Annotated in this window: 18 protein-coding genes; 4 read left to right on the forward strand and 14 right to left on the reverse strand. The window is 72.0% G+C overall.

Annotation, left to right across the window (positions count from 1 at the left end):
• Nucleotides 1-5: 5 nt before the first annotated feature.
• From ACZ5D2_RS08210 to ACZ5D2_RS08220, 3 genes are read right to left on the reverse strand one after another with little or no spacing between them, the layout of a single operon-like run.
• The gene (locus ACZ5D2_RS08210) at nt 6-1,529 is read right to left on the reverse strand and encodes an acyl-CoA synthetase (RefSeq protein WP_468928105.1); all 1,524 of its coding nucleotides are present in this window, start codon (nt 1,527-1,529) and stop codon (nt 6-8) included.
• A 10-nt stretch (nt 1,530-1,539) separates the two neighbouring features.
• On the reverse strand, nt 1,540-2,439 hold the full coding sequence (locus tag ACZ5D2_RS08215; RefSeq protein WP_468928108.1) for an amidohydrolase family protein: 900 nt from the start codon (nt 2,437-2,439) through the stop codon (nt 1,540-1,542).
• 1 nt (nt 2,440) lies between these two features.
• Nucleotides 2,441-3,352, reverse strand: a complete 912-nt coding sequence (locus ACZ5D2_RS08220; protein WP_371675638.1) for an SDR family oxidoreductase — start codon at nt 3,350-3,352, stop codon at nt 2,441-2,443.
• A gap of 168 nt (nt 3,353-3,520) precedes the next feature.
• Here ACZ5D2_RS08220 and ACZ5D2_RS08225 point away from each other — a divergent pair, with 168 nt between their 5' ends.
• Nucleotides 3,521-3,934 carry a MarR family winged helix-turn-helix transcriptional regulator gene (locus tag ACZ5D2_RS08225; RefSeq protein WP_371675639.1) on the forward strand — a complete coding sequence of 138 codons (414 nt, stop codon included), beginning with the start codon at nt 3,521-3,523 and terminating at the stop codon, nt 3,932-3,934.
• Nucleotides 3,935-3,997: 63 nt separating this feature from the next.
• Here ACZ5D2_RS08225 and ACZ5D2_RS08230 read toward each other — a convergent pair whose 3' ends face one another.
• Genes ACZ5D2_RS08230 through ACZ5D2_RS08250 form a run of 5 tightly spaced genes read right to left on the reverse strand, consistent with a single transcriptional unit; the run spans nt 3,998 to nt 9,219 of the window.
• Nucleotides 3,998-4,780, reverse strand: coding sequence for an ABC transporter ATP-binding protein (locus tag ACZ5D2_RS08230; protein WP_371675640.1), 783 nt, complete (start codon nt 4,778-4,780; stop codon nt 3,998-4,000).
• A complete protein-coding gene (locus tag ACZ5D2_RS08235; protein WP_371675641.1) occupies nt 4,777-5,760 on the reverse strand; it encodes an ABC transporter ATP-binding protein in 984 nt (327 codons plus the stop codon). Before ACZ5D2_RS08235 ends, ACZ5D2_RS08230 begins: the two co-directional genes overlap by 4 nt.
• A gap of 5 nt (nt 5,761-5,765) precedes the next feature.
• Complete coding sequence (locus ACZ5D2_RS08240) at nt 5,766-6,635, reverse strand: ABC transporter permease (protein ID WP_371675642.1); 870 nt, start codon at nt 6,633-6,635, stop codon at nt 5,766-5,768.
• Complete coding sequence (locus tag ACZ5D2_RS08245) at nt 6,632-7,585, reverse strand: ABC transporter permease (protein WP_371675643.1); 954 nt, start codon at nt 7,583-7,585, stop codon at nt 6,632-6,634. The genes ACZ5D2_RS08240 and ACZ5D2_RS08245 overlap by 4 nt, the downstream gene beginning before the upstream one ends.
• Nucleotides 7,582-9,219: an ABC transporter substrate-binding protein gene (locus ACZ5D2_RS08250; RefSeq protein ID WP_371675644.1), complete on the reverse strand. Its 1,638-nt coding sequence runs from the start codon at nt 9,217-9,219 to the stop codon at nt 7,582-7,584. The genes ACZ5D2_RS08245 and ACZ5D2_RS08250 overlap by 4 nt, the downstream gene beginning before the upstream one ends.
• Before the next feature lie 140 nt (nt 9,220-9,359).
• Between ACZ5D2_RS08250 and ACZ5D2_RS08255 the strand changes: the two genes are divergently transcribed.
• Nucleotides 9,360-10,481 carry a LacI family DNA-binding transcriptional regulator gene (locus ACZ5D2_RS08255; protein ID WP_371675645.1) on the forward strand — a complete coding sequence of 374 codons (1,122 nt, stop codon included), beginning with the start codon at nt 9,360-9,362 and terminating at the stop codon, nt 10,479-10,481.
• Here ACZ5D2_RS08255 and ACZ5D2_RS08260 read toward each other — a convergent pair.
• A complete protein-coding gene (locus ACZ5D2_RS08260) occupies nt 10,448-12,082 on the reverse strand; it encodes an amidohydrolase (protein WP_371675646.1) in 1,635 nt (544 codons plus the stop codon). The genes ACZ5D2_RS08255 and ACZ5D2_RS08260 overlap by 34 nt on opposite strands.
• A 149-nt stretch (nt 12,083-12,231) precedes the next feature.
• Between ACZ5D2_RS08260 and ACZ5D2_RS08265 the strand changes: the two genes are divergently transcribed.
• Complete coding sequence (locus tag ACZ5D2_RS08265; RefSeq protein ID WP_371675647.1) at nt 12,232-12,945, forward strand: TetR/AcrR family transcriptional regulator; 714 nt, start codon at nt 12,232-12,234, stop codon at nt 12,943-12,945.
• A 132-nt stretch (nt 12,946-13,077) separates the two neighbouring features.
• Nucleotides 13,078-14,466 (forward strand): NAD(P)/FAD-dependent oxidoreductase, encoded by a 1,389-nt coding sequence (locus ACZ5D2_RS08270; protein ID WP_371681104.1) that lies wholly within the window; start codon nt 13,078-13,080, stop codon nt 14,464-14,466.
• Between the two features lie 700 nt (nt 14,467-15,166).
• Here ACZ5D2_RS08270 and aspA read toward each other — a convergent pair.
• The 5 genes from aspA to ACZ5D2_RS08295 all read right to left on the reverse strand — a co-directional run bounded on the left by aspA (nt 15,167) and on the right by ACZ5D2_RS08295 (nt 20,733).
• The gene (aspA, locus tag ACZ5D2_RS08275; protein ID WP_371675648.1) at nt 15,167-16,576 is read right to left on the reverse strand and encodes an aspartate ammonia-lyase; all 1,410 of its coding nucleotides are present in this window, start codon (nt 16,574-16,576) and stop codon (nt 15,167-15,169) included.
• Nucleotides 16,577-16,632: 56 nt separating this feature from the next.
• The gene (locus tag ACZ5D2_RS08280; RefSeq protein WP_371675649.1) at nt 16,633-17,649 is read right to left on the reverse strand and encodes an asparaginase; all 1,017 of its coding nucleotides are present in this window, start codon (nt 17,647-17,649) and stop codon (nt 16,633-16,635) included.
• 90 nt (nt 17,650-17,739) lie between these two features.
• A complete protein-coding gene (locus tag ACZ5D2_RS08285) occupies nt 17,740-19,179 on the reverse strand; it encodes an amino acid permease (protein ID WP_371675650.1) in 1,440 nt (479 codons plus the stop codon).
• A complete protein-coding gene (locus ACZ5D2_RS08290) occupies nt 19,176-19,907 on the reverse strand; it encodes a FadR/GntR family transcriptional regulator (protein WP_078613352.1) in 732 nt (243 codons plus the stop codon). Before ACZ5D2_RS08290 ends, ACZ5D2_RS08285 begins: the two co-directional genes overlap by 4 nt.
• A gap of 31 nt (nt 19,908-19,938) precedes the next feature.
• A complete protein-coding gene (locus ACZ5D2_RS08295) occupies nt 19,939-20,733 on the reverse strand; it encodes a gamma-glutamyl-gamma-aminobutyrate hydrolase family protein (protein WP_371675651.1) in 795 nt (264 codons plus the stop codon).
• Nucleotides 20,734-20,958 lie beyond the last annotated feature (225 nt).

Raw genomic sequence — 20,958 nt, forward strand, 5'->3', positions numbered from 1 at the left:
GCGGGTCAGTCCGCGTAGCGGTCGCGCACGGCGGGTTTGAGGATCTTTCCGGAGGCCGTGCGGGGCAGGACGTCCGTGAGGACCACCGATTTGGGAATCTTGTACTTGGCGAGCCGGCCCTGGAGGTGGCCGAGCAGATCGTGCTCGTCCGCGCGGCTTCCGGGCCTGAGGACGACGACGGCGCGGCCGACCTCGCCCCAGACCGGGTCCGGCACGCCTACGACGGCACACTCCTCGACGGCGGGGTGGGTGAGGAGGACGCCTTCGACCTCGGCCGGGTAGACGTTCTCGCCGCCGGAGACGAACATGTCCTTCACCCGGTCCACGACGTAGGCGTAGCCGTCGGCATCGAGCCGGGCGACATCGCCCGTACGCAGCCAGTCGCCGTCGGTGAAGGCGGCCTCGGTGTCCTCGGGCCGGTCCCAGTAGCCGCTCATCACGTTCGGGCCTTGGACGAGCACCTCGCCCCGCTCCCCGGGAGCGGCGTCGGTCCCGTCGGGCAGGACGAGGCGCGTGTCGGTGAAGAAGTGGGGTACGCCGGCGGAACCGGCCTTGGCCGAGGTCTGCTCCCGGCCCAGGAACAGGACGCCCGGGGACGCCTCGGTCATGCCGTAGCCCTGACTGAAGGCCAGGTCGCGGTCGAGGTACGCGGCGATGGTGCGGGCCGGGACCGGCGCGCCGCCGCAGTTGAGGGTGCGCAGGCTGGACAGGTCGGTGGTCGCCCAGTGGGGCCGGGCGGCCATCGCGTCGTACATCGCGGGGACGCCGAACATGTAGGTGACACGTCGGCGTTCGACGGTTTCCAGGACCCGCTCGGCGTCGAAGGCGTCGAGCAGCACCACCTGGCCGCCCTTCAGGATGGTGGGCAGGCAGGTCATGTTGAGGCCGGCGGTGTGGAACAGCGGTGCCACGACCAGGGTGACCTCGTCGCCGGCGAGGTCGGTGTCGACGATCACGTTGACGCTGTTCCAGATGATGTTGCCGTGGGTGAGCACGGCACCCTTGGGCCGGCCCGTGGTCCCGGAGGTGTACATGATCATGCACGGGTCGCCGGGGGCGACGGCCTCGTCCAGGGGCTCGGGTCCGTTCGCGGCGAGCAGTTCCTCGTAGACGAGGCCCGCGGGGCCGGGCGCCGCGAGAGTGATCCGGTGCCGCACCACGTCGGCCTCGTCGGCGGCTGCCCGGGCGGCCTCGGTCTGCTCGGGCGCGTGGATGAGGACCGTGCTGCCGGAATCGGTCAGGTTGTACGCCAGTTCCGGCGCGGCGAACCGGGTGTTGAGCGGGACGAAGACCGCCCCGAGCACACCCGCGGCGAACAGTGTCTCCAGGAACGCCGGGTGGTTCGGGCCCAGGTAGGCGATCCGGTCGCCGCGCCGGACGCCGAGCGCGCGCAGGGCATGGGCGCACCGCAGGACGCGGTGGTGCAGTTCGCGGTAGGTCCGGGTGCGGTCCTGGTGGACGAGGGCGATCCGGTCGGGGGTCCTGCGGGCCCGGCGTGCCGGCCAGGAGCCGATGCCTTGGTTCAACACGGCGATCCCTTCAGTCGGTGAGCAGGCCGAGCAGGCGGGCGGCGTTCTCCTTGAGGATCTTCGGCCGGACCTCGGGCTTGATGTCGAGCGTTTTGAAGTCGGCGAGCCAGCGGTCGGGGGTGATGACCGGGTAGTCGGAGCCGAAGAGGACCTTGTCCTTGAGGAGGGTGTTGGCGTACCGCACGAGCTGGGGCGGGAAGTACTTCGGGGACCAGCCGGACAGGTCGATGTGGACGTGCGGCTTGTGGGTGGCCACCGCCAGGGCCTCGTCCTGCCAGGGGAACGAGGGGTGGGCGAGGATGATCCGCAGGTGCGGGAAGTCGACGGCGACGTCGTCGACGAGCATCGGATCGGAGTACTTCAGCCGGATGCCGCCGCCGCCCGGGACCCCGGCGCCGATGCCCGTCTGGCCGGTGTGGAACAGGGCCGGGACGCCGAGCTCCTCGATGGCCTCGTACAGGGGGTAGGCGAGGCGGTCGTTCGGGGCGAACGCCTGGAGGCTGGGGTGGAACTTGAACCCCCGCACGCCGTGCTCCTCCACCAGGCGCCGCGCCTCCAGCACTCCGGCGCGGCCCTTGTGCGGGTCGATGCCGGCGAACGGGATCAGCACGTCGGCGTGGGCGGCGCAGCTCTCCGCGATCTCTTCGTTGGAGATCCGCGGGTGCCCGGTGGCGTGTTCGGCGTCGACGGTGAACACGACCGCCGCCATGCTCCGTTCGCGGTAGTGGTCGGCCATCTCCTCGATGGTGGGCTGCCGGTGTCCGTGGGCCTTGAAGTATTTCTCGGAGGCGCCGAGGAGTTCGGGGCCGAGCGCGGTGCGGCCGTCCTTGGCGACCTCGGCGTGCGTGTGCATGTCGATGGCGGTCAGGCGGTCGAGGTCGAGCGCGGGTTCGTAGGCACGGTCTCCCATGTCATGCCTCCGGGGCCTGGGGCGCGGGGATGCCGTACGTCTCGGGTTCGGCTCCGACGCCACCGGGCCATTGCGCCGCGATCGCCTCGGCGCTCCAGCCTCCGTCGGCGAAGGCGGTCGCCTTCTCCTTGGGGTGCGCCCACAGGGCGAGCCGGTCGCCGCCTATGCCGATGGCCTGTCCGGTCACGTCCTTCGCGGCGTCGGAGGCGAGGAAGGTGATCAGCCCGGCGACGTCCTCGACGGTGCCGAGGCCCTCGTCCTTGCGCAGCCAATCCGGCAGCGGACCGCCGGTGCGCTCGGACTCCTCGATGACGGGGGCGAAGGCCGGGATGGTCCTGGTCATCTCGGTGGCGGCGACCGGGACGACCGCGTTGACGGTGATGCCGGAGCGGCCCAGCTCCATGGCCCAGGTGCGCGCCATGGCCACGATGCCGGCCTTGGCGGCGGCGTAGTTGGTCTGACCGAAGTTGCCACGCTGTCCGGCGGGCGAGGAGATCAGGACGAGACTGCCACCGGTGCCCTGCTCCCGCATCCGGACGGCGGCCGCCCGGGCACAGGTGAAGGTGCCGCGCAGGTGGACGCGGACGACGTCGTCGAAGTCGGCGTCGGTCATCTTCCACAGCACGCGGTCGCGCAGGATGCCGGCGTTGGTGACGAGCACGTCCAGGCGGCCGAATTCCCCTACCGCGGTGTCCACGAGCGCCTGGGCCGCCGCGCCGTCTCCGACGGCCGCGACGACTCCGGCCGCCGTGCCGCCCTCGGACCGGATCGTGGCGACGGCGGCGTCGACCGCGTCCCGGTCGACGTCGTTGACGATGACCGCGGCGCCGGCGGCGGCGAGGGCTCGGGCGTATCCGAGGCCGAGGCCGCGTCCGCTGCCGGTGACGACGGCGACCTTCCCGTGCAGATCCATGAGGGGTACCTCTCGTGAGGGGTGGGTGGGATGCCGGGAGCACCGGCGGACGGCCGGGCTCAACCGACAGGAATCCTGTCGAATGACAGTCTCGCCAACCAACAGGATTCCTGTCAATGCCTTAGGGTGTACCCGCCATCCACCCGGCACCACCACAGGAGGACGAACGTGAGCACCTCGCTGCTCTACCTGGTCAAACGAACGGAACTGGCGGTGCGGGCCCGTCTCGAAGAGCTGGTCAGGCCTGCGGGCATCACCGCCCTGCAGTACACCGCCCTCACCGTCCTGGACCGGCACGACGGGATCTCCGCCGCCCAGCTCGCCCGCGACTCGTTCGTCACCGCCCAGACCATGGCCGACATGGTCCGCGCCCTGGAGAGCCGCGGCCTGATCCGCCGCGAGCCGAACCCGGACAACCGCCGGGAGCGCCTCGTCCTGCTGACCGAGGCGGGCAAGGGGCTCCTGGACGAGTACGCCGGACCGGCCCGCGCGCTGGAGGAGCGCATGGTCGCCGACCTGACGCCGGAGGAGGTCGACGGGTTCCGGCAGGCACTGCAGCGCACGTGGCGCTCCCTGGCCTGACCGCGCGGGACGCCCGCCCGACGGGACGCCCGCCCGACGGGACGCCCGCCCGTCGGGCGGCCCTCAGCCGCCTCCGCCGGTCAGACTGCCGCGCCGCGGCACCGAGCTGAGCAGCAGCCGGGTGTACGGGTGCTCCGGCGCGTCGAGCACCCGGTCCGCGGGGCCCGACTCCATCACCCTGCCCGACTTCAGGACGAGCACCTCGTCCGCGATGTGGCGTACGACGGCCAGGTCGTGGGTCACGAACAGGAAGCCGATCCCCGCCTCGCGGCGGATCTCACGCAGCAGTTCGAGGATCTGGGCCTGGATGGACACGTCCAGCGCGGCGACCGCCTCGTCCAGCACCAGCACCCGGGGCTCCACCGCGAGGGCGCGCGCGATCGCCACGCGCTGGCGCTGCCCGCCGGACAGGTCGCGCGGCAAGGCCGCCGCCTCCCGGGTCCCGAGGCCGACCTGATCCAGGTGTCCGGCGACACGGACCCGGCGCGCGGCGGCGTCCAGGTCGGTGTGCAGCCGCAGCACCTCGTCCAGGCAGCCGCTCACCGTCACCCTCGGATCGAGCGACAGGTAGGGATCCTGGAAGACCATCTGGATCTCCCGCGCCCGGGCGATCCGTTCGGCGCGGCCGCGGGCGCGGGCGGAACGGTCCCGGCCGTCGAGCCGGACCGTACCGCCGTCCGCGCGCTCCAGGCCCACGAGCATCCGGACCGTCGTCGTCTTGCCGCTGCCGGACTCGCCGACGATCGCGAGCGAACCGCCGGGCGGCAGCGAGAACGACACCCCGTCGACCGCCGTGTGCTCCCCGTACCGCTTGTGCAGCCCCTCGACCACCAGTCCCTCCGTCACAGCGTGATTCCTTCCTCGGCGCGCAGGCACGCGGCCAGGCCCTCGCCGTGCGGTGCGAGTACGGGCGTCTCCTCGGCGCAGCGCGGCACCGCGTGCGGGCAGCGGGCTGCGAACGCGCAGCCGGGCGGGGCCTCGGACAGCGATACCGGCCGGCCCCGGATGGGCCGGGGCGGGGGCGAGCCCGCTTCGATGCGCGGAGTGGAGGCGAGGAGCCCCGCCGTGTACGGGTGGCGCGGCCGGTCGAAGAGCTCGTCGGTGGATCGGGTCTCGACGATCCGGCCGGCGTACATCACGTACACCCGGTCGCAGATCGCCGAGGCCAGCTCCAAGTCGTGCGTGACGAAGAGCATCCCGGTGCCGCGCTCGGCCCGCAGCCCGGCCAGGAGCGCGATCACCTCGGCCTGGGTGGTGACGTCCAGCGCGGTGGTCGGTTCGTCGGCGAGGAGCAGGGCCGGCTCGGCGGCGAGGGCAGCGGCGATGACGACCCGCTGGAGCATTCCGCCGGAGAACTGGTGCGGGAAGCGGCGCAGGGCGCCGCGCGGATCGCGGATACCGACGGCGTCGAGGAGTTCCTCGGCCCGCGCGGCGGTCCGGTCGGCGGGGGTGCCGCAGGCCTGCAGCCCTTCGGCGAGGAAGTCGCCCACTCTGCGCAGCGGGTTGACGGAGGCACGCGGGTCCTGGAAGACCATGGCGACCTCGCGGGTCCGCAGCCCGGCCAGCTCCCGCGGGCGCATGCTCAGCACGTCCCGCCCGGAGACCCGGACCCGACCGCCGACCCGGGCGCCCCGGGGCAGCAGTCCCAGGACGCTGCGGCAGGCGACCGACTTGCCCGAGCCGGACTCGCCGACCAGGCCGACGGTCTCCCCGGGCCGCACGGTCAGGCTCACCCCGTCCAGGATGGGCCGGGCGGCCCGGTCGTCCGGGAGCCGTACTCCGAGCCCGTCGATCTCCAGGACGGGCGTGGTCGATGGCGTGGTCATGGCGTTCACCTCTCCCGCCTCGCGATCCGGTCGGCGAGCCCCTCGCCGACGATTCCGAACGCCACGACCGCGAGCACGACGCACGCGGACGGCGCGAGCGCCGGGAGCATCGCCCCCTGCATGACGGCCCCCTGGCCATCGTTGATCATGGCGCCCCAGTCGGCGGCCGGCGGCTGGACTCCGAAGCCGAGGAAGGACAGGGCCGCGAGGTCCATCAGCGCGTACCCGAAGTTCATCGCGGACTGGGCGAGAACGGTGGGCGCGATGTTCGGCAGCAGGTGACGGACGCAGACCGTCCAGTCGGACCAGCCCTGCACCACGTACGCCTCGATGTACGGCCGTTGTTTCTCCTGCCGGGCGATGCCTCGCACGAGCCGGCCCACGTACGGGGTGTAGGCGACGGACATGGCGATGACGGGTGCGGTCATGCCGGAACCGAGGACGGAGACGAGCAGGATCGCGAGCAGCAGTCCCGGGATCGCGAAGACGAGGTCCATCGAGCGGGACAGGAGGGTGTCCGCCCAGCCGCCCCGCCAGGCCGCCACCACACCGAGCAGCAGACCGAGCAGGGTGGAGACGCCGACGACGAGCAGCGGCCCCAGGAGCCCGGTGCGGGCGCCGTGGATCAGCCGGGACAGGATGTCCCGCCCCGACTGGTCGGTGCCGAGCAGGTGGTCGCCGGTGGTGCCGGCGAGGGTCGCGGTGAGGTCGAGCGCCTCGGGGTCGTACGGAGCGAGGACGGGTGCGAGCACGGCGACCAGGACGAGCGCGGCGAGCACCGCGACCGAGACCGCGAACAGTGGCCCCTGGCCGAAGATGCGCAGTCCGCGCAGGCCCGGCCTGCGGTACGGCGCCGTGGTGAGGGTGGAGGTCATGGAGAGCCTTCCCCGGAGGAGAGACGGGGGTCGATGAGCGGGGAGACCAGGTCGACCGCGAGGTTGACGAGGACGAAGGCCGCCACGCTGAGCAGGGTGACGGCCTGGACCACGGCGAAGTCCTGCGCGGTGACCGACTGCACGAGCAGCGAGCCGAGCCCCGGCACGTCGAAGGCGGTCTCCACGATCGAGGTGCTGATGAGCAGGCCGGCGAGCATGGTGCCGCCGACGGTGACGATGGGTCCCAGCGCGTTGCGCAGCACGTGCCGGCGCACCACGGTCCGCCCCGGGACGCCCCGGGCGCGCGCCACCTCGACGTGCTCGCGGCCGAGTTCGTCGAGCATCGCGGAGCGCGTGACCCGGGCCAGCAGGCCCGCGAACGTCAGGGCGAGGGCGAAGGCCGGCAGGGTGAGCTGGTGGAGCCGGGCGCCGAAGCCCTCCGCGGCGCCGCCACCGGGGCCGGGGAACCAGCCGAGCCGGACCGAGAAGACCGAGACGAGCACGATCGCGCTGACGAAGGACGGGGTGGCGGTGACCACTCCCGTGCCGATCAGTACGGTCCGGTCGAGGAGCCCGGGGCGCAGCGCCGCGAGGATGCCGAGGCTCACCCCCAGGACGACGACGAGCAGGGCCGCGTAGCCGACGAGGAGGGCGGTGCCGGGCAACCGGGAGCCGAGGAGCGAGGTGACGTCCTGGTGGTACTGGGCCGAGCGGCCGAGGTCGCCGCTCAGGACGCCGCCGAGCCACTTGCCGTACTGCACCACGACGGGGTCGTCGAGGTGGTGCTCCGCACGCAGGGCGGCCACGGCCTCGGGGGTGGCCGGGCGGCCGTGCAGCAGGAAGGTCACCGGGTCACCGGGGGCCAGGTGGATCGCGCCGAACACCACGACCGAGGTCACGAACAGCACGGCCAGCAGGCCCAGGAGCCGTCCGACGAGGAAGCGGGTCATTTCTGTGCGGCCCCGATCTTCGCGGCCCACGGGTAGTAGAGCTGGCTGATGCCGGTGGGGGCGCCGGTGATCCGCTTGCCGAGGAAGACCGAGTACGGTGCCTCGTACACGGGGATGACGGGCATCTCGCGCAGGGCGATTTCCTGGAGCTTCGCGGTGAGGTCGGCGCGCTTGGCCGGGTCCGGCTCGGAGTTGGCCCGGTCGAAGGCGATGTCGAATCCGGCGTCGGACCAGTAGCCGTAGTTCCCGAAGTCGCCGGTGCGCAGGTACTGGTAGAACTCCAGCGGGTCCGGTGTGTTGTCGTAGCCGTTGGTGATGACGAGGTCGAGCCCGTCACGGGCCTTCGGATCGACGAAGATGCTGCTGTACGCCTCGGGGGAGACCGACTTCAGCTTGACGTCGAGGCCGATCTGGCGTCCGGCCGCCTGCACCGCGTTGGCGACCACACTGATCTCGGGGGCGAGTGTGCTGGTCACGAGGGTGACCGTGCGACCGGTGGCACCGGCCTCCTTGACCAGCTTCCTCGCGCCTTCGACGTCATGGGCGAGGTCAGGCAGCGTGTCGTACAGGGTGGCGGCCTTCTCCGGGACGAGCGCCCAGGCACCGCGCGCCGCGGGGGCCTTGGCGGGGACGCCGACGCCGCCGGCCGCCGCGTTGATGATGTTCTTCCGGTCCAGTGCCATGGACAGGGCCTTGCGGACCTTGAGGTTGCCGAGCGGGCCTTCGAAGTCGAGGACGGCCAGGTTCGCGGCCGCGGTGTTGGGGCCGAAGAGGAGCGCTCCGTTGCCGCCTGCCCGCAGCTGGGCGAGGGAGGAGGACGGCACCAGGTAGCCGCCGTCGGCGGTACCGGACAGGAAGGCGTTGGAGCGGGCGGCCGCGTCCTCGATGAAGGTGAACTTCACGGACCGCGACTTCGGAGCGAGCGCCTTGTCCCAGTACGCCGGGTGCTCGCGCAGGGTGATGCTGTCGCCCTGCACCCACTTGTCCAGGGCGAAGGGTCCGGTGCAGTTCAGGGCGCCCTTCGGGGTGCCGTAGTCCGGACCTTCCTTGGCGAGGGAGGCCGCGCTCACGACGGTGCCGGGAGAGGCGGCCATGAGTTCGTGGAAGAGGACGTCGGCCTTGGTGAGGCGGATCGTCACCTCCAGCGGGCCGGTCGCCTCGATGGTGTGGACGTTCTTGAAGGACGAGGCCCACGGGGAGCCGGTGGCGGGGTCCATCTGGCGCTTGAGGGAGGCGACGACGTCCTCGGCGGCCATCGTGGTGCCGTCGTGGAACTTCACGCCCGGCCGCAGGGTGTACACGAGTGTGAGCGGGTCGGGCTGCTCCCACTTGACCGCGAGACCGGGCTCGATCTTCAGGTCGGGGGTGACGCGGAGCAGCTGCTCGCAGACGTTGGCGAGCACGGTGTTCGGCGGGTAGTCGTACGCGAGGGCGTAGTCGAGGGTGTACGGCTCGGCGTACAGCGACCACGTGAAGGAGTCCAGGGGACCCTGGGCGGGCGGTGAGGTCGGGGTGACCTGGAAGGCGGCACCGCCGGTGGCGCCGGTCTGGGGCCGGCTGGCGCCGGAGCAGGCGGTGAGGGAGGCCGCGAGCACGGCGGTACAGGCGAATGCGATGAATCTGGGGATACGCATGCAGTCCACCCCTTTACGGGTGTTGTGACGGGCACGGGGGGATGGAGCGAGTATTGATGCGGGAACGTTCCCGCACAAGACTTCGACCAGGTTTGCGGGAACGGTTTTGCAGAGGTCGGGAGGATGGCAGCATCGCTCCCATGACCGAAGATTCCGGGCACGGCGGGAAGCCCTCACCGCAGGACGGACAGCCCTCACCGCGACGAGGGCGGCCCTCGCCGCCCACCCCGCGCGTCCGTCTCGTCGACGTGGCCCGCGAGGCGGGCCTGTCCAAGACGACCGTCTCGGCTGCGCTCAACGGCACCGGCCGGCTCTCCCCCGAGGTACGGGAGCGGGCCCGCGAGACCGCGCGCGTCATGGGGTACCGGCCCAACGCCACCGCACGCCAGCTGCGCGCGGGACGGGCCCGGCTGATCGGATACGTGGTCGGCGAACTGGCCGACGCCCCCTGGTCCTTCCTGGAGTCGCCGTACTTCGCCCGGCTCACCGGGGCCGCCGCCGCCTCCGCCCTAGGACACGGCTACGCGATGGTGCTGCTGCCCGCCGGCTCCCTGCAGAGCGAGTGGTCCGCGCTGCCCCTCGACGCCGTGATCGTCGCCGACCCCGTCGCCGACGACCGGATCGTCGAGGACCTGCTCGCCGCCCGCATCCCGGTCTTCAGCGACCGGTCCGTGGAAGGCCGGCCGGAGGCCCACTGGGTGGACGTCGACGCGGTCGCCGCCGTCCGACGCACCCTGGACCACTTCCTGGCCCAGGGCGCCCGGCGGCCCGTACTGGTCGTCCCGGACAACACCACCCGCTTCCACCGCGAGGTGTTCGCCGCGCACCGCGACTGGTGTACGGCGCACGGGCTGCCGGAGCTGGCCGTACGGGCCACGGAGCCCGGCAACGGGCCGGTGGTCCAGGCCGTCGAGACCGCGCTGACGGCCGGGCGGGAACGCCCCGATGCCCTCTTCGTGGTCGCCGAGGCCAGCCCGCCCCTCGTCCTGGGCGCGGCCCGACGGCACGGCTACGACGTTCCGGGCGACCTGCTCCTCGCCTGCGTCAGCGAGGACGAGGCGGCCGTGCACACCGAACCACCGGTCACCACGCTCAGCCTGCGCCCCGAGGCCGTCGCCGAAGCCGGGATCGAATTGCTGGTGAGCGTGCTGGAGCACGGGCAGAAGGAGACCGGCGGGGTTCTCGTGCCGGTCCGCCTCGACGTCCGCGCCTCCTCGGTACGGCATCCTCAGCCTCCGAACACGAGCTCGCCGCCCACATAGGTCCGCTCCACGCGCGCGTCGGCGATCTCCTCCGGGGGTGCGGCCAGGATGTCCCGGTCGAGCACCACGAGGTCGGCCAGATGGCCGGGGAGGAGGCTGCCGGCGTCGTCGAGCCCGCTCACGTGCGCGGAACCGGCGGTGTAGGCGGCGATCGCCGAGAGGAGGTCGATGCGCTGCTCCGGCAGGAACACCCGCTCGTCGTCGGTCCCCGGCTCCCGCCGGTTCACGGCGACGTGGATGCCCGCGAGCGGGTCCGGGCTGGAGACCGGCCAGTCGCTGCCCGCCGCCAGGGTGGCCCCCGACCGCAGCAGACCGCCGAACGGGTACTGCCAGGCGGCACGCTCCGGGCCCAGGAACGGGATGGTCAGCGCGTCCATCTGCGGCTCGTGCGCCGCCCACAACGGCTGGATGTTCGCGATGGCGCCCAGCGCCGCGAACCGCGGCAGGTCGTCGGGGTGGACGACCTGGAGGTGGGCCAGGTGGTGGCGGTTGCCGCGCCGCCCGTTGGCCGCCACGGCGGCCTCGACCGCGTCGAGCGCCTCGCGCACCGCCCGGTCGCCGAGGGCGTGGAAGTGGACCTGGAAGTCCAGCGCGTCCAGCGCGGTCACATGGGCGCGCAGGGCCTCCGGCTCGACGAAGCTCAGCCCGCTGTTGGCCGTGGCACAGCCGCAGCCGTCCAGGTACGGGGCGGTCAGCGCGGCCGTGAAGTTCTCCGCGATCCCGTCCTGCATGATCTTCACCGACCCGGCCCGGAACCGGCCGTACGTCAACTCCTTGCGGCGCTCGACCAGTTCGGGGATCTGCTCGGCACCGCGCTCACGGTCCCACCACAGCGCGCCCGACACGCGGGCGGTCAGCGAACCGTCCCGCGCCGCGGTCAGATAGGCCTCCGACGGATCCCCCATCCCGTTGAAGGTGCCGAGCAGCGCGTCCTGCCAGCCGGTGATGCCGAGCGAGTGCAGCAGCTCCTGCGCCCGCAGCAGACCCGCGAGCCGGTCCTCCGGCGTACTCGCCGGCACCAGCCGCGAGACCAGGGCCGTCGCGCCCTCCTGGAGCATCCCGCTCGGAAAGCCGTCCGCCTCCCGCTCGATCCGCCCGTCGGCCGGATCCGGGGTGGCGGCGGTCAGCCCCGCCCGTTCGAGGGCCCGGGTGTTGGCCCAGGCCCCGTGGTGGTCGCGGTTCGACAGCAGCACCGGCCGGTCCGGCACCACCGAGTCCAGCAGCTGACGGGTCGGCAGCCCGCCCGCGAAGCTCTCCAGCGACCAGCCGCCGCCCGTGATCCACTCCCGGTCCGGGTGCGCCTGCGCGTAGGACCGGATCCGCTCCAGGTAGGCGGCGACGTCGACGATCTCGGTCAGATCGCACTCCGCCAGCTCACTGCCCCCGCCCACCGCATGGACGTGAGCGTCCTGGAAGCCGGGCATCAGGAGCCTGCCCGCGAGGTCGACCACCTCCGTACGGGGCCCGATCAGCTCCCGCACCGCGTCATGGCCGACGGCGGTGATCCGCTCCCCCTTGACCGCGAGCGAACTCGCCCGGGTGCGGGCCGGATCCATGGTGAGGACGGGACCTCCGGTGAAGACCAGATCGGCGTGCGGCATGCGGCGGCTCCCTTGCCTGCGGATGCGCTGGACAGACTGCGTACGGATGCACTGGACGGCTTGCGTACGAATGCGCGGGACGGGTGTCGGGCGCCATCGAAGCTCGCGAGCCGTTTACACGTCAATGGTGTTGACGTAAGGTCCCGGCCATGTCCGAACGCGTGGTACCCGAGGGCAGGCGCCGGCGCAGCCGCCCGACCAAACACGGCGCGGTCCTGTCCGAACGCCTCATCGTCGACACCGCACTGCGCCTCGTCGAACAGCACGGTGCGAAGGCCCTCTCGGTCCGCAGGCTCGGGGCCGCGCTCGGCGCCGACCCCACCGCCCTCTACCGCTACTTCCGAAACACCGACGCCCTGCTCCTCGCCCTCGCCGACGAGCTCATCGGCCGCGCCCAGCAGGGGTGGACGGCCACGGGCGACTGGCGGGAGGACCTGCGCTCGATGGGCCGGCGCATCCACGCCTCGTACCTCGCCCAGCCCCAGGCCGCGCTGCTCGCCGCCCACCGCACCACCGGTCGCCGGCACGAGACCCGGGCCGTCGAGACCATCCTCGGCATCCTCCGCGACGGCGGCTTCCCCGATGCCCTGGCGGTGCGGATCTACCACGCGTTCGTCGACCAGTCGCTCGCCTTCGCCGCCCAGGACGCCGCGGCGGCGGCCCTGCCGCCCTCGGCGGCGGCGGCCGACGCCGAGGTCTGGCACGCCGCGTACAGCCACCTCCCCGCCGACACCCACCCGAACATCGCGGCGGCGTACCCCCTCCTGGCCGTCGACATGCGCGACAGCGGCTACCCCTTCGCCCTGGAACTGATGCTCATCGCCGTCGCAGCGCTGCACCCGGACGCGGACGCGGGGCGGTAACGGTCCCCGTGATCCACCCGAGCACGCTTACGTCAACACCATTGACGTTGTCGCTTCCCGCCGGGTCTCATGGGCGGCACCTCGGAGGGAGCCCCCGTGCCCGGGCTCCTCCGCCACCCGAAGGAAGCCGCCATGGACCCCCTGCTCTCGCTGCGGGACGCCGATCCGACCCCGTTCTGGCTCGACGATCCGCGCCGCCCCCGGGCCGCCCCCGCCCTCGTCGGCGGCACCACCTGCGACCTGCTGGTCGTCGGCGGCGGCTACACCGGCCTGTGGACCGCCCTCGCCGCCAAGGAGCGCGACCCCTCCGCCGATGTCGTCCTGGTCGAGGGCGACGAAGTCGGCGGCGCCGCCTCCGGCCGCAACGGCGGCTTCTGCGAGTCGAGCCTCACCCACGGTCTCGCCAACGGCCTCGCCCGCTGGCCCGACGAGATAGGCGTCCTCGAACGGCTCGGCCGCGCGAACCTCCAGGCCATGGAGGACACCCTGGCCCGCCACTCCATCGACTGCGACTGGGAGCGCACCGGCTCCCTGGTCGTCGCCACCGAACCCCACCAGGTCGACTGGCTCGCCGAGGAGGCCGAGACGGCCGCCCGGTACGGCGCCACCACCACCGTCCTCGACGCCGACGCGGTCCGCGCCGAGATCGACTCCCCCACCTTCCTCGGCGCCGTCTGGAACAAGAGCGACACCGCCATGGTCAACCCGGCACGGCTCGCCTGGGGCCTCAAGCGCGCCTGCCTCGACCTCGGCGTCCGCATCCACGAGCACACCCCGGCCCTCTCCCTCGACGAGCACGGCGCCGTCGTCTCCGTCCGCACCCCCTACGGCCGGGCCACCGCCGGGCGGGTGGCGCTCGCCACCAACGCGTACCCCTCCCTGGTCCGCCGCCACCGCCCTTACACCGTCCCCGTGTACGACTACGCCCTCATGACCGAACCGCTCGACGAGCAACGGCTCGCCTCGGTCGGCTGGCACAACCGGCAGGGCTGGGCGGACCCCGCCAACGCCTTCCACTACGTGCGGATCTCCGCCGACAACCGGATCCTGTGGGGCGGCTACGACGTCGTGCACCAGCGCCGCGTCCGCGCCGAGCACGACCGGCGCCCCGAGACGTACGCGACGCTCGCGCGCCAGTTCTTCCACACCTTCCCGCAGCTGGAGGGCACCCGCTTCAGCCACGCGTGGGGCGGCGCCATCGACACCAGCACCCGCTTCTGCGTCTTCTTCGACACCAGCCACCGCGGCAAGGTCGCCTACGCCGCCGGCTTCACCGGGCTCGGCGTCGGCGCCACCCGGTTCGGCGCCGAGGTCATGCTGGATCTCCTGGCCGGCGGGCGCACCGAGCGGACCGCCCTCGATCTCGTACGCCGCAAGCCGCTGCCCTTCCCGCCCGAGCCCGTCCGCTCCCTCGGTATCGGCATCACCCAGCGCTCCCTCGCCCGCGCCGACCGCAACGAGGGCCGCCGCGACCTGTGGCTGCGGTCCCTCGACCGCCTCGGCCTCGGCTTCGGCAGCTGACCCCCGCATCTCCGGCTCCACTGGACCGCGATCGGGTTCCCCGACCATGCGTCGGCGTCAGGACGCTCCGAAAACCCGCCGGTTGACCGGCCTCAAAGCATCTGCGACCGGCCCCCGGGAACGATCAAGGGGCCGTTTCGGATTGCTCTGAAACGGCCCCTGACCCGCGACTTCGAAAAGTCGGGACGACAGGATTTGAACCTGCGACCCCTTGACCCCCAGATGGCTGCGCCAGGGCCGCAATCAGAACATGTGCCGCTATTTGAGGGCGGGTAACGTGCGCGAACACACGTATGGTGCACCAGCGTGCGGCGATGCTGGTCCCCATGTGGTCCCCAACCCGGCGTCACCTCCAGGCGCTACTCGCAAGACCCAGTCGGGCCCTGCGCGCCCCGGTCCACAGGAACACTCCCAGGCGAAACCGGGCCCGCCTCTCTCAATGTGACCCTCACCGCTCTCTTGGGTGATCTGCAGCCGTGCTGCGGCGGGAGTGCGCAGGGCCGAGCCGGCCGTCGGCACGAGGGCCTTCCCGTCACTCGATCGGTGGGTGCCCCGTCCTGCTCAGACAGGCCACGAACCCTCACTGGTGCTGCCATCCCGCCTCCCCATGCCGGCCGAAGCCGTCATCAGCACAACGAGCAACCCGGCAAAGGACCGCGGCCTCGCGGGAAGAGCACGCATGAGCCGGCGCAGCCCCGCGTCAGGCCCCGGCCGCTCTGGCTCCCGCGATCACCTCTGGCCGCAGCAGGGCGGTGAGCCGCTCGGCCGGCAGCAGACCTCGCTCCAGGACGAGCTCGGCCACGCCCCGGCCGGTGGCAAGGGCCTCTTTGGCGATGTCGGTGGCGGCGGTGTATCCGATGTGCGGGTTCAGGGCGGTCACCAGGCCGATGGAGTTCTCAACGGTGGCCCGCAGCTTCTCGGTGTTGGCGGTGATGCCGGCCACGCAGCGCTCGGCGAGGGTGAGGCAGGCCGCGCGCAGGTGGGTGACCGACTTCGACAGCGAGTGCAGGATGACCGGCTCGAAGGCGTTGAGCTGGAGCTGTCCGGCTTCGGCGGCCATGGTGATGGTGATGTCGTTGCCGATCACCTCGAAGGCGACCTGGTTGACGACCTCCGGGATCACCGGGTTGACCTTGCCGGGCATGATGCTCGAGCCCGCCTGCACCGGCGGCAGGTTGATCTCGCCGAGTCCGGCGCGCGGCCCGGAAGACAGCAGGCGCAGGTCGTTGCAGGTCTTGGACAGTTTGACGGCGATGCGCTTGAGGACGCCGGACATCTGGACGAAGGCGCCGCAGTCCTGGGTGGCTTCGACCAGGTCGGCCGCGGTGACCAGGGGCAGCCCGGTGATGTCGGCGAGGTGGCGGCGGGCCGACTCGGCGTACCCGGCAGGGGCGTTGAGGCCGGTGCCGATGGCGGTGGCGCCGAGGTTGATCTCGTGGATGAGTCCGAGGGCCTCTGCGAGCCGGCTGCGGTCCTCGTCGAGCATGACGGCGAAGGCGGAGAACTCCTGCCCGAGGGTCATCGGTACGGCGTCCTGCAGCTGGGTGCGGCCCATCTTCAGCACGTCGTGGAACTCGGCGGCCCGGCGGGCGAAGGCGGCCTGCAGGACGGCCATGGCTTCGAGCAGGCCGCGCACCGCCGAGGCGGTCGCGATCCGAACGGCGGTCGGGTAGACGTCGTTGGTGGACTGGCCGAGGTTGACGTCCTCGTTGGGGTGCAGGTGCCGGTACTCGCCCCTGGCGTGGCCCAGCAGCTCCAGCGCCCGATTGGCGATGACCTCGTTGGCGTTCATGTTGGTCGAGGTGCCGGCGCCGCCCTGGATGACGTCGACGACGAACTGGTCGTGGAGCTTGCCGCCGCGTATCTCCCGGCAGGCGGCGACGATCACGGCTGCCTTCGCGGGCTCCAGCAGGCCGAGTTCCTCGTTGGCGAGGGCTGCGGCCTCCTTGACGGCGGCGAGGGCGTCGATCAGGTGCGGGTAGGCGGAGATGGGCGTCCCGGTGATGGGGAAGTTCTCGGTGGCGCGCAGGGTGTGGACGCCCCAGTAGGCGTCGGCGGGGACGTCGCGGTCTCCGAGCAGGTCGTGTTCGCTACGGGTGGCGGCGGTCATGGGTGTGCGGCCCTCTTCCTGAGGTGGGTGGGTCAAGGTGGTGAAAGGGCATGGAGTCAGGCGGTGGCGGGGACGCTGGGCGGGTTCAGCGCCGCCACCGGCTGGATGCCGCCGACGGGCCGGCCGCCGCCGGTCATCGGCTCGCCCTCGAACCCGGCGAGCAGCCGCGGCTCGACTCCCGCCCGGGCGAGGGCTGCGGCCGTCACCGGGATGCGCGCCCGGTCCGCCCCGTCGGCGATCTTCACTGCGACGGCGCGGCCGTCGGGCAGCGCGGCCACCTGGACGCCCTCGAAGCCGTCCTTGGCCAGCAGCCCGGGCACCGCGCGCATCAGCTGGGCCGCGTCTCGCCCTGTGCCGGAGGCCATCTCCGGGTGGACGCGCAGCGCGTCCGCCACCCGGCGCCCGGCGGTGTCCGGACCGGCCGTGGCGATGCGGGCGGCGGCGCGGGCCAGGCCGTGCAGGGACACTGCGAACAGCGGGGCTCCGCAGCCGTCGACGGTGACGTTCGCGATGTGCTGGCCGGTGAGTTCCTCGACGACCTCGGCGATCGCCCTCTGAAGCGGGTGGCCCGGGTCGAGGTAGCTCTCCAGGGGCCAGCCGGCCAGCTTGCACAGGTACAGCATCGCCGCGTGCTTGCCGGAGCAGTTCTGGGCGAGCCGGGAAGGCCCGCGGCCCTCGCGCACCCAGGCATCCCGGACCGCCGGGGCGTACGGCATGTCGGGGACGTTGCGCAGGTCGTCCTCGGTGAGGCCGGCCAGTTCGAGGATCAGCCGGGTACCTGCGAGGTGGTGCTCCTCGCCGGAGTGGCTGCCCATCGAGAGGGAGAGCAGGGCGCCGTCGAGCGGCAGCCCGGCCCGCACCATGGCGAGGGCCTGGACCGGCTTGAGGGCTGAGCGCGGGTAGCAGGCGGCCTCGATGTCTCCGACGCTCAACCGGACGTCGCCATGACCGCCGAGGACGACGACGGATCCGTAGTGGACTCCCTCGATCACGCCGCCCCGGGTGACGTGGGCGACGGGTGCATGCTGGGGCTCGCGCATCGCGGGCGCGTCCGCGAGGAGACTGCTGCGCATCACTGCCTCGTTTAGTGGTGGGTTGCTGCTGACCGGGGTGGCCGGCGGCAGGCCCGGCCCGGGGGGACCGGGCCGCGCCCGCCGCTTGGCTCAGCCCTCGCTCTTCGCGGCGGCGCGCGCCACGCGGCCGCGGACGGCGTACCAGCCGGCGACCAACGCCGCGGCGATCAGTGGCACGCACAGCACGGTGGTGCGCGCCGCTCCTCCGTCGGCGTACATGAGGACCAGGACGGAGGCGAGGAAGGCCAGCGTCACGAGTTCGGTCCACGGGGACCCGGGCAGGCGGTAGGAGGGACGGGTCAGTTCGCCGTCACGGGTCTTCCGCCAGAAGAGGAGGTGGCAGAGCATGATCATGCCCCAGGTGGCGAGGATGCCGATGGCGGCCAGGTTGAGCACGATCTCGAACGCGTCCGCCGGAACGACGAAGTTGAGCCCGACGCCGAGGACGCACATGCCGCTGGTGAGCAGGATGCCGCCGTAGGGCACCTGGGTGCGGCTCAGCCGGGCGGTGAAGCTCGGGGCGGAGCCGTTGACGGCCATCGAGCGCAGGATGCGGCCGGTGGAGTAGAGGCCGGAGTTGAGCGAGGACATGGCCGCGGTGAGAACGACCAGATTCATCACGTCGCCGGCCGCCGGGATGCCGATGTGGGAGAGCACGGTCACGAACGGGCTCTGGCCTGCGCTGTAGCTGTTCCACGGCATCAGCATCGACAGCAGGACGACCGAGCCGACGTAGAAGAGGCCGACGCGCCACATGATCGAGTTGATCGCCTTCGGCATGATCTCCTCGGGATTCTCGGTCTCACCGGCCGCGACTCCGACCAGCTCGACGGAGGCGTAGGCGAAGACGACGCCCTGGATGATCAGCAGCATGGGCAGCAGGCCGTTGGGGAAGATCCCGCCGTTGTCGGTGATCAGGGACGGACCAGGCACGGCGTCGTCGATGGTGTGCCGGGTCACGAGGAAAAAGATCCCGATGGCCATGAAGACGACCAGCGCGCCGACCTTGACGATGGCGAACCAGAACTCCAGTTCGCCGAAGATCCGCACCGAGATGAGGTTCACGGTGAGGACCACGGCCAGGGCTATGAGCGCGATCACCCACTGCGGGACGTCGGAGAACAGGCGCCAGTAATGGGTGTATGTGGCGACGGCGGTGATGTCGGCGATGCCGGTGGTCGCCCAGTTGAGGAAGTACATCCAGCCCGCGGTGTACGCGCCCTTCTCCCCGAGGAACTCCCGGGCGTACGAGACGAAGGCGCCGGAGGACGGCCGGTACATGACGAGCTCGCCGAGCGCGCGTACGACGAGGAACGCGAAGATCCCGCAGACGGCGTAGGCGACGAACAGTGAGGGGCCGGCGTCGGCGAGGCGTCCGCCCGCGCCGAGGAAGAGCCCGGTGCCGATCGCACCCCCGATGGCGATCATGTTGACGTGCCGGGGTGTCAAGGACTTGCTGTAGCCGGTGTCCCCGGCGTCCACGTGACGGGTCGTGGGGCGCTTCTCGTCTTTGAGGAACTGCTCGCTCACGCCTCGGGTCTGCCTTCCGTGGAGGTGGCCGCGCGCTGGGGGCGCACGATTTCTGTGAGGGTCGTCTCGACCCGCAGGAGGTGGTGGGACATGGCCTCCACCGCGTCGTGCTCGGAACCGTCGGCCAGCGCCTCGAGGATCGCCCGGTGCTCGCAGTTGGACTGCTCGCGCCGGCCGCCCAGTTCGTTGAGGAAGGTCGACTGACGCGCCAGTGCGTCGCGGATCTCCTCGATGACGCGGCGGAAGACGGGGTTGCGGGATGCCTCGGCCACCGCCAGGTGGAAGACGGTGTCCATCGCCACCCACGCGGTGGTGTCGGTCTCCTGCTCCATCCGGTCGAGCAGATGGCCCAGATGGTCCAGGTCCTCCGGGGTGCGGCGCAGCGCGGCGTACCCGGCGACCGGGATCTCGACGTGCCGGCGCACCTCCAGCAGGTCGCTGGCGACGTAGTCGCCGAAGGTGGGGTCCTCGACCGTGTTCGCCAGGACGAACGTGCCCTTGCCGCTCTTGGAGGCGGTCAGGCCGATGGCTTGGAGGGCTCGGAGCGCCTCCCGCAGCACGGGCCGGCTGACCTCCAGGGTCCGGCACAACTCGGCTTCGGAGGGGAGCTTGTCGCCCACGACGTACTCACCGCGCTCGATGGCGCTGCGCAGGTGGCCGAAGACCGCTTCCATCGCGCTGACGCGCCGCGGGGCCTGGCCACCTGTCTGGCTGTCTGACAGGTTCACGGTGTGATCCTGATGGGTGCGCCGGAGGGTGTCAAGACACCTGTGTCGGGAAAGTCCGGCCCGGCGAGTTTCGTACCGTGCGCACTTTCCGTCCTGCCACCGAAGCCGCCCGATCGGTGTCTGCGGCGAAACCGGCGGCATCCACCAGGGCGTGCACCACCGGCGTGTCGACACCCATCTCCGGATGCCACTGGACGCCCACGGCGAAGCGGTGCCGGGTGCTCTCGATCGCCTCGACGGTGCCGTCCGCCGCACGGGCTGCCACGATGAACCCGGAGCCAAGGCGATCCACGGCCTGATGATGGTGCGTGGCGACCTCGCGGGTCCCCGGCAGGAGGGCGCCGATCCGGGTCCCCGGCGCGGTGGTGACGGTGTGGGCACAGAAGTGGCCCCGGTAGGGGTTGTGGCCGTGATGGCCCACCCTGTCGGGCAGGTGCTGGATGAGGGTGCCTCCGGCGTGTACGTTCATCAGCTGCATACCCCGGCACACTCCGAGCACGGGAATGTCGCGGGCGAGACCAGCGGCCAGTACAGCCTGCTCCCACCGGTCGCGCTCGCGGACCGGCGGCCCCGTGCGCGGGTGGGGCCGGGCGCCGTACAGGGCGGGATCCACGTCCTCGCCTCCCGTCAGGACGATCGCGTCCAGACGTGCGACCACATCGGCCGCTGCCGACGGGGCGTCCGGCGGCAGCAGGACGGCCCGGCCGCCCGCGGCCTGGAGACAGCCGGCGTAGGCCGCAGGCAACACTGCGGCGGGCAGGTCCCACTCGCCCCACCGGGCGTCGGCCAGGTAGGTGGTGAGTCCGATGAGTGGCGGCTGGGGCATACCACTTCCTTTCAGGGCGTGAGGGGTGATCGTCGATGGCCGGGTGCACACCCGCCCCGCCGGACGTCCCCGGCCACGGCGGGCTGCGGCAGAAAAGGCGGACGGGGCGGACGGGGCACTGGCGGAGGGCGCCCCGGCGACAAGGTGGAGGGGCGGTCACGATCCGGGAGCGCGGGCTTGCGTTTTTCTTGCCGCGAGCAAGAATCCTGCTGGCGTTCATCCGCA

The organism is Streptomyces sp. NPDC031479, from assembly GCF_055581065.1.

Coding starts and splice junctions, on each gene's coding strand:
- ACZ5D2_RS08215 (WP_468928108.1), bottom strand. CDS start 2,439: ATGGGAGACCGTGCCTACGAACCCGCGCTCGACCTCGACCGCCTGACC.
- ACZ5D2_RS08220 (WP_371675638.1), bottom strand. CDS start 3,352: ATGGATCTGCACGGGAAGGTCGCCGTCGTCACCGGCAGCGGACGCGGC.
- ACZ5D2_RS08235 (WP_371675641.1), bottom strand. CDS start 5,760: ATGACCACGCCATCGACCACGCCCGTCCTGGAGATCGACGGGCTCGGA.
- ACZ5D2_RS08240 (WP_371675642.1), bottom strand. CDS start 6,635: ATGACCTCCACCCTCACCACGGCGCCGTACCGCAGGCCGGGCCTGCGC.
- ACZ5D2_RS08245 (WP_371675643.1), bottom strand. CDS start 7,585: ATGACCCGCTTCCTCGTCGGACGGCTCCTGGGCCTGCTGGCCGTGCTG.
- ACZ5D2_RS08250 (WP_371675644.1), bottom strand. CDS start 9,219: ATGCGTATCCCCAGATTCATCGCATTCGCCTGTACCGCCGTGCTCGCG.
- ACZ5D2_RS08255 (WP_371675645.1), top strand. CDS start 9,360: ATGACCGAAGATTCCGGGCACGGCGGGAAGCCCTCACCGCAGGACGGA.
- ACZ5D2_RS08260 (WP_371675646.1), bottom strand. CDS start 12,082: ATGCCGCACGCCGATCTGGTCTTCACCGGAGGTCCCGTCCTCACCATG.
- ACZ5D2_RS08265 (WP_371675647.1), top strand. CDS start 12,232: ATGTCCGAACGCGTGGTACCCGAGGGCAGGCGCCGGCGCAGCCGCCCG.
- ACZ5D2_RS08270 (WP_371681104.1), top strand. CDS start 13,078: ATGGACCCCCTGCTCTCGCTGCGGGACGCCGATCCGACCCCGTTCTGG.
- aspA (WP_371675648.1), bottom strand. CDS start 16,576: ATGACCGCCGCCACCCGTAGCGAACACGACCTGCTCGGAGACCGCGAC.
- ACZ5D2_RS08280 (WP_371675649.1), bottom strand. CDS start 17,649: ATGCGCAGCAGTCTCCTCGCGGACGCGCCCGCGATGCGCGAGCCCCAG.
- ACZ5D2_RS08295 (WP_371675651.1), bottom strand. CDS start 20,733: ATGCCCCAGCCGCCACTCATCGGACTCACCACCTACCTGGCCGACGCC.